10 protein-coding genes are annotated in these 16,216 nt (G+C 36.9%); 1 reads left to right on the top strand and 9 read right to left on the bottom strand.

Going from position 1 to position 16,216, the window contains the following annotated elements; genetic code table 11:
* Window positions 1-50: 50 nt before the first annotated feature.
* Genes ABIE66_RS09515 through ABIE66_RS09505 form a run of 3 tightly spaced genes read right to left on the bottom strand, consistent with a single transcriptional unit; the run spans window position 51 to window position 6,341 of the window.
* Window positions 51-3,350: a helicase-related protein gene (locus tag ABIE66_RS09515; protein WP_370014514.1), complete on the bottom strand. Its 3,300-nt coding sequence runs from the start codon at window positions 3,348-3,350 to the stop codon at window positions 51-53.
* 17 nt (window positions 3,351-3,367) lie between these two features.
* Window positions 3,368-5,143 (bottom strand): phospholipase D family protein, encoded by a 1,776-nt coding sequence (locus ABIE66_RS09510; protein WP_370014513.1) that lies wholly within the window; start codon window positions 5,141-5,143, stop codon window positions 3,368-3,370.
* 4 nt (window positions 5,144-5,147) lie between these two features.
* On the bottom strand, window positions 5,148-6,341 hold the full coding sequence (locus ABIE66_RS09505; RefSeq protein ID WP_370014512.1) for a DUF6361 family protein: 1,194 nt from the start codon (window positions 6,339-6,341) through the stop codon (window positions 5,148-5,150).
* Between the two features lie 171 nt (window positions 6,342-6,512).
* Here ABIE66_RS09505 and ABIE66_RS09500 point away from each other — a divergent pair, with 171 nt between their 5' ends.
* Complete coding sequence (locus ABIE66_RS09500) at window positions 6,513-7,439, top strand: DUF5655 domain-containing protein (RefSeq protein ID WP_249598288.1); 927 nt, start codon at window positions 6,513-6,515, stop codon at window positions 7,437-7,439.
* A 943-nt stretch (window positions 7,440-8,382) separates the two neighbouring features.
* Here ABIE66_RS09500 and ABIE66_RS09495 read toward each other — a convergent pair.
* The 6 genes from ABIE66_RS09495 to ABIE66_RS09470 all read right to left on the bottom strand — a co-directional run bounded on the left by ABIE66_RS09495 (window position 8,383) and on the right by ABIE66_RS09470 (window position 16,090).
* On the bottom strand, window positions 8,383-9,795 hold the full coding sequence (locus ABIE66_RS09495; protein ID WP_370014511.1) for a DHA2 family efflux MFS transporter permease subunit: 1,413 nt from the start codon (window positions 9,793-9,795) through the stop codon (window positions 8,383-8,385).
* A gap of 705 nt (window positions 9,796-10,500) precedes the next feature.
* Window positions 10,501-11,499: an ROK family glucokinase gene (locus ABIE66_RS09490; RefSeq protein ID WP_370014510.1), complete on the bottom strand. Its 999-nt coding sequence runs from the start codon at window positions 11,497-11,499 to the stop codon at window positions 10,501-10,503.
* Between the two features lie 484 nt (window positions 11,500-11,983).
* Entirely contained in the window at window positions 11,984-13,123 is a 1,140-nt protein-coding gene (locus ABIE66_RS09485) for an ABC transporter ATP-binding protein (RefSeq protein ID WP_370014509.1), read from the bottom strand.
* Between the two features lie 134 nt (window positions 13,124-13,257).
* Window positions 13,258-14,226: a sugar phosphate isomerase/epimerase family protein gene (locus ABIE66_RS09480; protein ID WP_370014508.1), complete on the bottom strand. Its 969-nt coding sequence runs from the start codon at window positions 14,224-14,226 to the stop codon at window positions 13,258-13,260.
* A gap of 62 nt (window positions 14,227-14,288) precedes the next feature.
* Complete coding sequence (locus tag ABIE66_RS09475; RefSeq protein WP_370014507.1) at window positions 14,289-15,341, bottom strand: Gfo/Idh/MocA family protein; 1,053 nt, start codon at window positions 15,339-15,341, stop codon at window positions 14,289-14,291.
* Window positions 15,342-15,364: 23 nt separating this feature from the next.
* On the bottom strand, window positions 15,365-16,090 hold the full coding sequence (locus ABIE66_RS09470) for a ThuA domain-containing protein (RefSeq protein ID WP_370017009.1): 726 nt from the start codon (window positions 16,088-16,090) through the stop codon (window positions 15,365-15,367).
* Window positions 16,091-16,216: the final 126 nt, after the last annotated feature.

The following is a 16,216-nucleotide window of genomic DNA, read 5'->3' as shown; positions in this document are numbered from 1 at the left end:
TTTTTAATTCTTAAAGCATTGAGGCAGACACCAGAATATATAAATCGATCCTAAGATCTATCTTCGTAATAAAACGGACTTAAATTCATAATCAACTTTTGGAACAGATCAATATCTTCCTCGCTATAGTTTTCCATAAGAAAAGTAAGAAACTCTTCTTGGCGCGCTTGTCCTAGTGATATTCGATATAGAGATAAGATTTTTAATAACCTTTCTAGAGTACTGATATCTTTACTATATGGATATTGGTAGATAATCCGTTCAATTTTAGCAGCGTCTTCTACATCCTCCATTAACCAGAAAGGAACGATATCGCAATGTTCTCCTTTTTCACCCTTATAACTTACATCGAATAGTTGATCCCAAATTGGCTTATTATTGTCAAAACTAGTATGAGCATATTTATTCGCAACATTCTTCCTTATGACAAGCCCTTTGTAACGATTAATTCTTCCTTCTCGTTGTTCTAGTTCAACAGGGTTACTTGGCAGGTTCCAGTGAACGATTTTTCGGCAGTACCAGTGAAAGTCAAGTCCCTCTTGACCGATTGAAGTCGTACTTAACACGAATGGGCGAAACGGAGAGTTAAACGCTTGTCTCATATCATCCGTTCTTCCTTGAGATTTTTCATCTGTTTTCCTGTTTGAGAAGCTAACAGCAAAGTGTGTCCTTAAATTAAATCGGTGCTGATCATTTCTGTTTAGAAAGGCACTTTGAGTATCGACCTTGAAATTAGCAGAACGTAAATTTATCGTATCTCTGATTAGGCCACCAGCCTCTTTTATAGACTCTACACTTACAGAATGTAAATTATAATTTTCACGAATCAAATAAGTATATTCATCTAAAACAGATTGGAGATTTCCGTCCGCACAATACTGCATTACCTTTCGCCAGTAATCTAGTTTCCTGTTATAAGTTAAATCGATAATACTGATTGATTCAGGAAGATTAAATTTATTCCGAAACTCATCTGCAATTAATAATGCTAGATCTAATTTTTCCCTAGTTATCTCTTCTTCTTCGCTTTGATAGTGATGAGATAAAGCACTAAGAGCGATTACTGCAGGGGATCCTAGGATCTGTAATGTTAATACATCCACTAGATCGTCTGGTATTTTTCCTAATTGATATTGGTAAGGATTGAATACTCCATCTTTTAGATAATAAAAATGGTCCAAAAATGGACTGTCACCAGAAGCATTCTTCGTTTCAAACTCGGTATAAACTTCCGTATGTTCAAACCAGCTAACTACTTGCTCGTTATAATGTAAGATATCCATTAATAGTGGCGCAGCCCAATACCAACCATAATCTACAGTTTCATCATCACTAACCTGAAATGGTTTTAGTTGTTCTATATAAGGAATTAGCTGCTTTTTCGCCATCATCATAAGCTCTTCATAGCTTTCCGCTTCCACAAGTTGATTTCTGGACAGAATATCCTGTGCAAATGTGATACAAGGGTACAAAAGAGTCATGTTTGACATTGAAGCAGGCCGTTTCTTACGTTTAGTTTTTGTTGTTTGAAAAGTTAAACGACCTTTTGGATTACGCTGCTGCCCTTCCTTCGCAAAGTACTGGAGTTTTTGTTTATCCTTTTTTTTCGTAGATAACTTTCCAATTGTTCTTCGTTCGGCTTCATATGAAACGAGTGTTGATATCATTCTAGGTACCATTTCCCAATGTGAAAAAACGAGATACTTTGAAAAGCTCTTACTTCCCTTAAAGGCACCTCGTAATTCATAATATGGATTCGATGGTGGTACCCAAAGTAGTTTTTCGCTATTTTGCTCGAACACGTCTTTTAGTAGCTCTCGAAACAGTGCGTTTGGATAATTCAATTTCTGATATTGATTGATTTTCTTTTTATCAAGCCAAATCTCTGGATATCTTCTCACCATTTGTTGGAGTTCATTTGAAGCAATAATCCACTTTTCCAGATTCTTTTTCAATCTATATTTTTCCATAAACGAGAACATATAGGGGGCGGATTTGTAATATTCCATTGGTGAACTAACATTCTTCGTTAATTCCTTAAGAGTATTGGTAATTTTTTCAACTGCCACATAGGCGGAAATATCCTTTTCATTCACAGATACAGCTTTCACCTTTGACGTATCAATCATAGCATTCCCATCTTTTGAAACACTTACCCGCTCTGTTCTACACATGATACCTCGTAATAAATTCTCCACACTTTCTTTCTTCTCAATGGTATCTTCAGAAAGCAAAGCATCCTGTTTCACAAGTGAGTCCGTATACATTCTCCACTTCTCTATAAAGGACTTAAACGACTCCTCATGATTAACTAAAAAGTGAATCACTTCTTCAAATTCTTGATAATGGTCTTCTCCATCTGCCAGCTCTTCCGATGTGGAATACAGCTTATAGGGTGTCGCTGAAAGTAGAAGAATCCGTAAATCCTTCCGAGCAAAAAATTTATCAGCAATCACCTGTACATCATTGCCTAAATCATGATGGCTGATTAATGTTTTAAAACGCTGGAATTCGTCTAAAATCACAAAATCAGGATGTAGACACTGAATACTAACCTCTACGGTAATCTGTCTCAATTGCCCGATCAACCGACGAATCTCTCTTCTTTCTACATGAACCCTGTTCTGACAAATTTCAATGATTTGGTGTAATATCGTCTCTCTATTCGTCTCTATTTCTGCTTCAAATGCTTTAGCCATTTCATCATTCAACTCTTTTTCATAACGACTGGCAATGCATTCTTCACCTTCCGGATGAACGTACAGCCGTTCCCAATTATTCTTCTCAACGTCAAGACGTAAAAGGTCTGATAACTCTGATTCAAAGCCCTCTAGTTTTGACATTCTTTTTAATAATAGATAGAGAACAACTCGTTCCCGAGCCATTCCACCCCCATCTGTTAGATAAAAAGAAGTATTCGGAGTTAACGGAATAAAATTCAGATAGAAATCCTCTACATGTTCTTGTTTAAACGACTTGATAGGTAGCATCGTTAAGCGTGATTCAGTTGTTTTCTCGATATTGTCATTTTTAAATATGTGAAGTTTCTTCAGATTTTGATTCGCAATACTCTGGTTCGAGCATATATAGACCACATTCAAACTTTTCTTGCCTTGTTGAAAAAAATAATCTGAAAGCTTTGCAATAACGCCTCTTGCAATTAGTGTCTTCCCTAAACCCACTTCATCCGCAACCAAAACCCTATTTTGTTTTATTTTTGAGCAAGTCATTACGTTAAATACTCTTTCGACTGTAGTAATCTGAAAATCTTTTAAGCTATTCAGGACATGATTGACTTTGGACATAAATTCGCTAGTCTCCATGTCATTTTCCTTCCTTTTTACTTCCATCATTTCCTCCAAAACTGTTACCTAGCAAATTTTGAAAACTCTTTATATAAACTCTTAAAGTCTTTTGGGACAATCTCTTCTTCATCCGCGAAGAACTCCATCACATCTCCAATTGTTTTAAGCTTGAATGGTTCACTCGCTGCTGCTTTTAACATTTTCTCAAACATATCCTTTTTAATGACAGGATTTCGATTAAGACCGACAGTTTGATCATTTTCTTTAGGATCTAGCTGTGCTTCTAGGAAATCCATAACAGAACCATCACCTAGAAGGAAATTCATATAGGCAAGAAAGGCTTGCTTATTTGAAATGATTGCTTTTAAGATGTTTTTCTCGCGGCTCTCTGGAATATTGCTTACATTTATTTTGAGAAGTATTTTTTCTTGTTCTTCCATATACCTGCAATCAAAAACAAAAAAGCGTGTAATCTCTTGCTCCGTTAATTTTTCAAAAGAGAGATAGGGTTTAAATTCCCTATGTAAACCTGATGTTGTTAATGGATACACTTTAATTGACATATCCTCTAACATTACGATTTCTTCCGATTCCACAATCAAATTGTAGTGTTCACCATTTTTAATCACGTTTCCATGGATAGATAGTTTACAGAGTTCACGTATTTTCTGCTCTACCATTTTTTTAACCTGTATTGTTTCATCCACTTCTTGGTCTTGATTAGTGCTTGGGATAAATAGTTCGAAATACTGTTTTTTTTCATCCTCTGGTAATAAATCTCGTACTACATCACTGACTTTGAGATAGTTGGAATCCACGGAAAGCTTTACTAAAAATTCTACATTACCGTGAAAAGCATTATAGGAACAATTTGCTGAACCTAGATACACATCCGTTTGTTGATCGTGTTCGCCAATATAAACCTTCGCATGGATATCCTGCTCTTTGTGATTAGCATCTTCGCTATCTATGATTTTTTCCCCTTCAACAATTAACTCTTTTAAATGATAAGCTTGGATTCCTTCCAATGTATTTCGTTTGAGATTCAAAAGTTCTTCTTGCCTGCTAAATAAGTATGTATTTGTTTTTCCCTTGTTTCTGTAGTTAAAGTTTTTAACGGTTTGATCAGTCAAAAATGGCGAGATGATAAGAAGATTTTCATAGTCGGTTTGTAATAGATCTTGCTCGTAAGCATTGTTAATGCCAATTGGATAAAAATTAATTGATTGAAATAAGCTTTTTCTGTTGTCCTTTAAATCAAACTCTATCTTATACAGTTCTTTAGTAAATTCCTGTGATCCATCAAAATCAGCCTGTTGTATTAAATAAGTAACAAAATCCACAAGTGGTTGATTGCTTTCTATTTTTCTCGTTCCTACAGTGCCATCAACACACATTGATACATCCCAGCTTCTATCGAATGTAAGATTTCTGCTGAGGACAAGTAAGCGAAACTTTACATCCTTTTGATTTCCTTGATGAACATACCGCATAATCCATACTTTCGGATGAAATGAGTATGGATTATTATTCACTTGGGTAATCATGTTTTCCAACAAAGCGTAAAGTGGGTATTGTCCCTTAGGAACATGAATCTTCCCTTTCTGACAATACACTTTGATATGCTCTGTTGATCTCCTAAGCGCTTCTATTAGGTATATCCTATCCCTTTTTTGCGATACTTCAACCGATTGCGCAAAACTTAACGCAACAGGAATTCCTAAGAGGGCCTCTAACTCCAAAGAATAAGTTGTACCAATAGCCATACTCAACTGGTAACCCTCAGGAGGTGCCATGAGAGTCCCATAATCAAGTCGGTCTTTATCAGGTCTAAACATTTGATTATAGCCCCCGTTTAATATCTTCTAAAATTGTTTTAACATTACTCCATCGATAAGTGAGTTTTCCTAATCCAATCCATTGATTATTTGCTTGATGATTGATTCGTAATTTGGCTCTACCCCCCTTAAGGGAAACCTCTCGCTTCCTGATCCACTCATCTATCTCATCTGTATAGTCATAATCTCTCGATTTTACAAAATCAATCCATCGCTTCACAAATGTTCTAGTTGCATCGTCTGGATTTGTCTTATGAAATAATACAGTTGTATCCCAGCGTTCAAAAAGAAACTCATTTTTCATATGATGACACCATTGTTCCCATCGATCCTCCACAATTACATTAGTTCTATCATTGAGTTTGTTAAAAATGACATTAAACCGAATATTTGCTCCGTACATGATTTGTGCAAAATCTAATGCGAGCTGAAACATTTGCTGCAGTTCTTCTGGAAGCTGTGGAAGAATCGTTGTTACCGCTTCGATTGACTTGAAATCGTCAACCTTATGTAAATGATCTAAAGATAATAAGTGTGCCAAAAGAGAATGTGGAACAGCTAAACGTATCGTTTCTCGTAAGAATTCTGCCTCTCTTTTAGTTAAGTGAATAGATAGACTTTCCATCCATTTTTCTGGAGGTGGACAGACATTCCAAAAAGATTGAAATCTACTATCTAAAATAGCATCTCTGTCATCCCCAAGCTGATCTTTCTCAGCTGCTTTTAGTTCCTGTGTTGTTTTTAATTTATTTGCAATAACCTCATCTAAAAGCTCCGCATACTGATTAAGCGTCACGTCGAGCTTACTAATCTTATACTTTCGTAATGCATACCAGTAGACTGAAGATGGCTTTCTTTGCAAGTTTCCTCTTGAATCACGACCAAATATCCCAAGTTCGTTATTTCCTTCAGAGAGAACATCAATAAACTTGTATTCAAGTTCATGTAATTGCTTTATAAAATTTTTACTAGTGACATTCCTTGACTCTAAATATTGGATAATCCAAGGTATAAGTAGTAAATATTTTGCCCTGGTCTGGATCGTGGAGATACCTGGAAATAAGTAATCTGATAGGCGGTCTCTAATGGTTCCAATACCAAGCTCATCCACTGCCCCTTGTTCCTTAAGTGAATCTAGGATGGTCATCACTTTGTCATGATGGTCACTTGAAAAATCAATCCAACCAATTTGAAGCATGATAATTCTCCTTAGTTTTTTATACTTTAAACAATCCTATCATAATTTTAGCATAATTTGACAAACTTTTACTTTTTAATAGGAAACCTCAATAGTTATCATAATAAACACAAGAAGAATTTACTATTTAATAATGATATAATTTCATTTAGGTAAGGGAGGTATCTTATTATGGGTGATATTAAGCTTTTTCGATTAAATGGGGAAACAGTGGACGAATTACAAGGAAAGTCAGTTGCTGTTGAGAAATCATTACAACATATTATTGAACGGCATTTAGAAACTTTTTTAGGTGTTCGCTTTCTAGCTTCTGAACATAGTACCGGTAAACGCCATGCAGGTAGAATTGATACATTAGGTATCGATGAAAACAATTCACCTGTAATTATAGAATATAAGCGAGCATTAAATGAAAATGTAATTAATCAAGGATTGTTTTACTTAGATTGGTTGCTCGACCATAAAGCAGAATTTGAATTAATGGTTATGAGAAGATACGGTCAAGAAGTTTCAGATGCAATAGAATGGAGCAGCCCACGTTTACTTTGTATAGCAGGTGGTTTTACTAAGTATGACGAGCACGCTGTACAACAAATTAATCGGAATATTGAGCTTTATCAATATAAGCATTATGGTGATGGGGTTTTATTATTGGATTTAGTCAATGCTACTACTGCACAAACGATACATACTAGTGATATTGATAACTCAAAAAGTTCTACAACCAACCGTAATACACGAATTAAAACAGTTTCTGATTATTTAGAACAGGCTAATACTGAATTAACTGATAGATTTGAAACATTAAAAGCCTATATGATGGCATTAGGCGACGACGTGCAAATGAAAATCCTAAAACATTATATAGCTTTTAAACGCATTAAAAATTTTGCATGCCTAGAAATACATCCACAAACAGGAAAGATACTCCTCTATTTAAAAGTTAAGCCTGAAAGTATAACTCTAGAAAAAGACTTTACGCGTGACGTTTCAAACATCGGTCATTATGGAACAGGTGACTTAGAAGTAACTATTTCTAATGATGAAGATATTGAGAAGGCTAAACACCTTATTAGCATGGCTTATGATGTGAGTTAAAGAATATTACTGAAAATATGTTGGAGGTGTCCATAAAGAACACTAAAACTCGATTAAATGGACAGTAAAAAGGTCCCTCTTTTCGAGTTTTAGTTTACCTTATGAAAACAAAAGGGTTATTTCATATGATATAGAAACTTTCAGCGTTATGATTTTAAATAGGTGAAGAAACCAATCTAAGTAAAGGAGAGGATTTATTTAGGGACCTCATACCTTTAGGGATGCTTTTGCCATCATTACTCACTTAAATGGAGTGGATGTCTATCAGATTATGTAGAGTCTGGGCCATGAGCAACTTTCCACTTCAGAGATATATTTGGAGAAAGTTTTAGAAAAAGAACGCCATGCGATTCATTTGTGGTTTGGAGAGTATATATAGAAGAAGATCTTCATATTCAGAGGGGTTTTTGTGATTTTTGGCGCTCTTAAAAGATCCAGTTTCGAAAATGGTTTAAAGATTAAGGATTTGAAAAATAGTCCAGATTTAATAAAAGATATTTTAACACCTACATTTAATTCATGTATGTTTTCTTCTTTTTATAAAGAAAGAAAAAATGATAAAAGAGGGAGAACAAATCATCGGGATGACTTGTTCCCCCTCTTTTTTAGAATCCCTTAGATAGGCATGACGAAGGAATGATACGGCATGGGAGGGAAAACCTCCAGGGGCGGCGTTGGAAAACGTTCATTATATAGTACTATTATTCTTTTATTTCACGATACCTTAATGTCACTACCTTACTTAATTTATCCGTTAACATACATTCAATATGGAACCCTGCGAATAAGCAGGTATTTGCGAGAAAATCGTATCAAACTGAGGGAGTTCAATAAGGTGAGCGAGCCTGGCTGCGAAAATAGGATATTTAGTTAAAAAAGAATCACAAGTAGATGAATCTATATTGTGATTCTTTTCAAGCTTAAAAAACTCATATTCAAATATTTAATTCTTCTCCCCGAACTCTGTTCCTGCTGATTTTTGATCCTTTATTTTAAAAGAAATGAGGAAGCTAATTAACGAAAGTACAGCGATGACAATAAATGAGATTTGCGCGCCATACATATCAGGATGGACTATCTCGGGACGCTGCTGAGCATTTTCGGTAGCTGATGTCATCACAGTAACAAGTATTGCTGTACCTACAGATGCGGCAATCATTTTCATCGTATTATCCATTGCTGCACCATGGGCGATTAATCGTTTAGGCAGCTGGTTTAAGGCGGCCGTTGAAACAGGCATCATAACCATGGCTAATCCGAACATCCGTATACTGTACATAACCATAATAAATGTAAAACTTGTCGAAGGACCCACATCGATAAAAGTAAAGGAGGAAGCGGTTATGAGGAGTAATCCGCCAATAACCAACCACCTGGCCCCAATCCGGTCAAAAATACGTCCAATGAACGGGGACATTAACCCGGTAATAAGTGCTCCAGGGAGTATCGCTAATCCAGCTTCAAACGCAGTAAATCCTCGCATGTTTTGCATAAATAGCGGGATGAGCGTTTCGGCACCTATCAGACCCATAAAGGTAATGGCTCCAATAATGATAGCAATCGGGAATAATGAATACGTGAACACACGGAACTCCAGCATTGGATGCTTCAATCGCAATTGCCTGTTGATGAACCAACCAAGTGAAATTGTCCCAATGCCTAGGGATATGATGGTACTCTCGTCTGTCCAGCCATAATTACCTGCAGCTGTAAAACCATACAATAATCCACCGAAACCTACGGAAGATAAAACAATCGAAAGCACATCCACTTTTGGCCGTGTAACTTCTGTTACATTTTTTAAAGCGAAGAACGCAACTATGATATCAATAATAGCAATTGGAAGAATGATAAAGAATAACACCCTCCATGAGTAGGTCTCCGTAACCCAGCCCGACAAAGCGGGACCAATAGCCGGCGCGAAGGAAATGACCAGACCGACCAGTCCCATGGCTGCACCCCGTTTATGAACAGGGAAAATCATTAGGAAGACTGTTTGCATTAACGGGAGCATGATTCCTGCTCCGCTCGACTGAATCATCCTTCCTAGCAGCAGCATTCCAAAATTTGGAGCTAGCCCCGCTACCAATGTACCAATAGCAAAAATCCCCATCGCGGAAAGAAAAAGCTGTCTGGTGGTAAAGCGCTCCAGTAAAAACGCGCTAACAGGGATCATGATCCCATTAACCAGCATAAAAACGGTTGTTAGCCACTGTGCACTATTTGCCGTAACATTCATTTCCTCCATTACAGGAGGAATCGCGGTAATCATTAATGTTTGATTCAAGATCGCAATAAATGTACCCGCAAGCAAAAGAGCAACAATTGTTGTCTGTTTACGATTTGTTGAACTCAATTATGGTCCCCCTTTACGATTTGGAAAAAAACATACTTTTGTAGATTACACGAATTTACATCAGATTTCCAGTAATTTGCTGTTAAAATGAAAGCAATAAAGTCGGCATTAAATAATTACTTTCCCTACAAATAAAAGGGGATTTCCTTTGAAGAACCAGCTGCAATTGATGTACTTTCTATTGGCCTAGTCATAGGGTTGCTGTCACAGACCGCAAAGTAGCAGATAAGTAGAGAGATGATGGGGAACACAGGAGCAAAGTGTATGCTCCTTATGTTGTTTATAGGGTCCGTTTCTGAATAGCTCTGTATAAAAAAACCTGTTAAATAATTCCTTTAATGGAGTATTCCTTACTGTCATACATTCGTAGGACCAAGACTATTTTATCCTTGGTTATATATGATCTCATCTTTCAAGTAATTTTTCGTTTCTCGGTTTCTTCTTGTATAAATATTGTCAACTAAGGATAATGTCATTTTATAAAGTAGGTTACCTTGTTTCGTTAGTGGCTTGATGAATGGCCAGAGTGTTCTTATCTTTAGTCTTCCCTACCCATTTCGTCATTTACATTGTATCCCCTTGTAGAATATAAGTTTTGTGCTGAAATTTAAAAAGAGCACTTTGAAAATACCGATGCTCTTTAAATAGTAAAAAATAAAATTATTATTTATTATTTTCTGATTCTTATACCTTTTCATTGTGCTATCACAAATATAAAGGTGTATTTCCATTCCTGTTTAGTAATCTTTTTTTCACCAACCAAGCGCCTCCCATAATTCCTGCATCATTTCCTAACGTGGCATTGGCTAACTCCACTCCTTGCAATACTCTTGGAAAAGCAAAACGAGTAAATTGCTCTTTTAAAGGTACTAACAGTGCATCCCCTGCTTTGGAAACTCCTCCACCAATGATAATTTTCTCAGGATTTAAACCATTCGCAAGATGAGCTAATGCTAATCCTAAATAAAGGGTAACTTTCCCAATCACTCTATTAGCTAATTCATCACCCTCATTCGCTACTTCAAATACTAGCTCAGATGATAATATTTGATGTTCATTGTAAAAATCCCTCAGTCTACTTGGTGTCTCGGTAAAAGATAATTCTTCAATCGCTAAACGAACAATACCTGTGGCAGATGCTATGGTTTCAATACATTCCGTTTTCCCACAATTACAAGGTGCCCCATCCTCTACGAGAGAGGTAATATGCCCTATTTCGCCACCTGCCCCATTTATTCCATGTACAATTTGCCCATTGGAAATAATTCCACCACCAACGCCCGTTCCCAAGGTGATACATAATAAATCTTTTGACCCTTGTCCAGCACCTTTCCACATCTCCCCAATGGCTGCTGCATTTGCGTCATTATCAACTATGACTGGCAAAGATGTTCCCATTTCAAGAAGATCCTTCAAAGGAAAGTTATTCCACCCTAAGTTAACTGCGACATCAATAGAACCATTCCCCAAGTTAACAGGACCGGGTGCTCCAACCCCAATACCAATTAACTTCTGTTTTTCTTGCCCCAACTCACTTAATGTTTGATCTATTGATTTAGCCATCTCCTTAGGAATATTTTTCCCTTTTTCATTTATATTGGTAGGAATTTCCCATTTATATATAATCTCACCATTTTGATTGATAAATGCCATTTTAATAGTTGTACCGCCTATATCTGCACCCACTAACCATTTTTCATCCATCAATACTCACCCTTTTTCATTCAAGTTGGCAAGGAACTGTATGCCTTAACCTTACGGCAAGTTAAGATTAAATTCGTTAATCTTGTACTAGCTATCGACTATACAGCTTTACTTTTTTATATAGTAATTAAGAAGTTTAACTCCTATCTTTCCTTGTTCAATAGAAATTTTTCTAGAGCTACGATAGCCCTTTGTTCATCGTCTCCATCTGCAGTAAATTTAAACTCCTTTGCCATGTCTAACTGTCAGGGCCATTCCCCCGATATTACTTTTCTCAACTACCTTTTTTCCTTTTTCACAATATTAATGTCACTGTTAAAAGATGATGCTTTTCCTACAAATTTCAGCACCAGATCGAGATTGGAGTCCATGACGAAGAAGTACGTCAATTTTTTTCTACCATTAATCCTCACTCTACCCTTACTAATTTATCTATATTTTTAATTGAAATTAAAAAACTTATTTCTCGTAGTTCATACATCTGTTATAAGACACCAGCTTCTCTTCTTTTATGTGTTTTCATAGGAAGTTGAATACGAGTCTCCGTTTTACTATCAAAGAAGTGTACCTTGTTCATGTCTATAGCTAATTTCATTTGTTGACCTGCTTTCACTTCTGTACGAGCATCCACGCGCGAAACAAAGTTCTGATCATTAATTTGTGAATAAACCATTATTTCAGCACCCATTAATTCTGCCACTTCCACTTTAATATTTATTGTTGTATTCGGTGAGGCATCAACGAAAATCAGCTCATCATGAAAATCTTCTGGACGTACACCTAAAATTATTTGTTCACCTATATATCCTTGCTCACGTAATCCTTTCATTTTTCCCTCTGGCACCTCAATACGTACCGATCCGATATGGAAGATACCCTCTTTTAAGGTACCAGTAAAGAAGTTCATCGCAGGAGAACCAATGAACCCGCCAACAAATACATTTGCAGGTTCGTCATATACTTCTTTTGGTGCACCCACTTGTTGAACAATTCCATCTTTCATAACAACAAGACGAGTTGCCATGGTCATCGCTTCTGTTTGATCATGCGTTACATAAATTGTGGTGGTTTGTAAGCGTTGATGTAGTTTAGCAATTTCAGAACGCATTTGGACACGCAGTTTTGCATCCAAATTGGACAAAGGTTCATCCATTAAAAATACTTTTGCATCACGAACGATTGCACGACCTAAAGCAACACGTTGACGTTGCCCACCCGAAAGGGCCTTTGGTTTACGCTGTAAGTATTGCTCTAGACCAAGGATATGGGCAGCCTCTTGTACACGACGATCAATTTCCTCTTTCGCGAATTTACGTAATTTCAGACCGAATGCCATATTGTCATAGACGCTCATATGGGGATATAAAGCATAGTTTTGGAAGACCATTGCAATATCTCGGTCTTTTGGTGCCACGTCGTTGACACGTTTACCATCGATAAAAAAATCGCCTTTTGAAATCTCTTCAAGTCCTGCAATCATGCGAAGAGTAGTTGACTTACCACAACCAGATGGACCAACAAAGACAATAAATTCTTTATCTTCAATCTGAAGGTTAAAATCTTTCACTGCTGTTACGTTTTTATCGTAGATTTTATAAATATGATTTAAACTTAACTCGGCCATTGTTTTCTCCTTCTTGAATCAGATTTTTTAATTTGTAATAGACTAGAATTTTATGATAATTTGATTTTGAAAAAATATTGTGATATGGATCAAGTAGATTCATACCACAACGATCTTTCAATAAAATTAACTTGTTATGCCCACCACATCTGTGAAGGTGATTCCTCAATTAAAACCGTTTGTAAGTTTGTTACTGCACGTTCGAATCCCTCATCAATAGACATGATCGCATCTTCATGCTCGATACTTACCACATAATCATACCCGTATGTGCGTAATGCACTCATCATATCTGACCATTCTTTTAAACTATGTCCACAACCAACTGAACGGAACGTCCATGCCCGCGAGCGAACTTCTCCATATGGTTGCATATCGGTTAACCCAAACATATTAATATTTTCTTGATCTAAATAAGTATCTTTGGCATGAAAATGATGAATGGCATTTTCTTTGGCTAAAATCTTAATGGCTGCCACTGGATCAATTCCTTGCCACCATAAGTGACTTGGATCTAAATTCGCTCCAATTGCATCACATGTTTGTTCTCGAAGTTTTAACAAGGTATAAGGTGTATGAACTAAAAACCCTCCGTGCAATTCTAATCCGATTTTCACGTTATTCTCTTTTGCATACTCTCCTACCTCTTTCCAATAAGGAATGAGCTTTTGTTCCCATTGCCAAGTTAAGATCTCACCATATTCATTTGGCCATGGAGTAACCGGCCAGTTTGGGAATTTAGCCCCCTCGTGATCACCAGCTGTTCCTGAAAAGCAGTTGACAACAGGTACATTAAGTAAAGAGGCCAGCTTAATCGTTTTACGTAAGGTTTCATTGGATTCTTTTGCAAACCCTTCTTCTGGTGAGATAGGATTTCCGTGACAACTAAATGCACTAATCGTCAATCCACGATCCGCTACTTTCTTTTTATAGCTTTCTCTCGCATTCGCATCTTCTAATAATTCATCTAACGGGCAATGATGGTTTCCTGGATAGCAGCCTGTCCCAATTTCCACGGTATGTAACCCAGCTGTTTGCACTTTATCTAGCATGTCTTCAAATGAATAGTTTGCAAATAGAACAGTAAATACACCCAATTTCACGTTGTTTTCCTCCTATAGGTCCCAAATTCTTAATATGGTAAGATATTTTTATAAAGCAGATTTTAAACTGCTGGCTCTTTTATCGCTAAAAAGGTACTTACAATTTGTTTGGTTTCATGAGATTCAATAGCGGCTAGAATAACAGATAGAGATTTTGCCCCTTCCTCTCCTGAAACGGCTGGCTCTTTATCCTCTACGATAGCATTTACGAATTGTTCAATCACATGTGAGTTGTCTTGGCCGCCCTCATCGTTTGATTGAATTTTGCCAAGCTCATAATTTGCAACCTCACCTGATGCGTATTGAACGATTAAGGAATACGTTGGATGATCTTCTAAACGAAGAATTCCTTTCTCACCGTAAATAATCGTGGAGTTATCTTCTTGACCCACGTACGCCCAACTAGATGCGAGCGTTCCAATAATTCCACTTTCTGTTTTTAACACACATACTGCGTTGTCATCGACATTAGCAAAATCTTTAGCGTTCGTTTGCACAAATGCACCTACTTCAACGATTTCTTCACCAAGAATGTAACGAAGTAAATCTGTTTTATGCACACCTAAATCTCCCATGGCTCCAATAAACGCTTCATTCTTTTTAAAGAACCAACTCTCTTTACCGTCAACACTCCATTGCTCAGGTCCTCCATGACCAAATGCGGTACGGAAGCTATATATTCTTCCAATTTCACCACATTCAATAAGCTGACGTGCTTTTTGATGGGATGAAACGAAGCGTTGATTGTGACCGATCATAAGTTTTTTGCCACTTTCTTTTGCTGCTTGAATCATAGCCTGAGCTTCTTCTTTTGACGTAGCCATTGGTTTTTCACACAATACATGAACACCTTTGTTTAAAGCTGCGATTGATATGGGCGCATGCAAATAATTTGGTGTACAAACACTCACTGCATCTACCGTTTTGCTTGCGAGTAATTCTTCATAATTTTTATATACTTTTGCACCATACTGCTTGGAAACTTCAATGGCGCGCTGTTCATTTATATCACAAACTGCTACAATCTCTACTTCTTTATTCATTTTATATTCTGGTAAATGACGAAGTTGAGCGATACTTCCACAACCTATAATCCCTACTTTTACTGTTTTCATAATCAGTTTCCCCTTTAATATCCTTAATTTTTCACTGCAATTCGTTCCAGTGGTGTTGCATTTCCGTATATAGGACGTTTTCTGTCAACTGGGTGTGCCCATTTCACGCCATTTATAATGACACGTTGAATATCTTTATTGTGATATGTTGGATACGTTTCATGGCCTGGTCTAAAATAAAAGACTTTTCCATTGCCTCGTTTATATGTGCAACCACTGCGGAAAACTTCCCCACCTTCGAACCAACTCGTAAAGACTAATTCGTCTGGAGCCGGGATATCAAAATGTTCCCCGTACATTTCTTCGCGTTCTAGCTCGATATATTCTGAAATACCTTCAGTAATCGGATGACTAGGATCTGTTACCCAAAGACGCTCTTTTTCATCTGCTTCGCGCCATTTTAAATCACAACTTGTACCCATTAATGTTTTGAAAATTTTGGAGAAATGGCCTGAATGCAATACGATTAAGCCCATTCCATCTAATACACGCTGCTTTACCTTTTTAACAATTACATCGTCTACTTCATCGTGAGCTAAATGCCCCCACCAAATCAGCACATCTGTTTCTTCTAATACAGCATCTGTTAAACCGTGTTCGGGATCATCCAATGTAGCTGTTTTTGCATCAAATCCGCTTTCTTTTAAAAATGCTGCAATAGCACCATGAATACCTTCAGGGTAGACTTCTCTTACAACTGGATTTTTTTGTTCATGTCGATTTTCATTCCATACAGTTACTTCATAAATACTCCCTCTCATTTTGATTTGATGTATTGAAATTATTATCCGTAAATCTCCAACTTCACAATACATAAGCTGTCGATTTGACTGCCCAACCGCTTTCTAAAGTATTTACTCTATGGACTGCACTGA

The sequence above is a fragment of the Peribacillus sp. B2I2 genome (assembly GCF_041261685.1).
Classification (GTDB): domain Bacteria; phylum Bacillota; class Bacilli; order Bacillales; family DSM-1321; genus Peribacillus.
The sequence above is the reverse complement of the archived record's forward strand: the minus strand, read 5'-3'. Positions and strand labels throughout refer to the sequence as shown.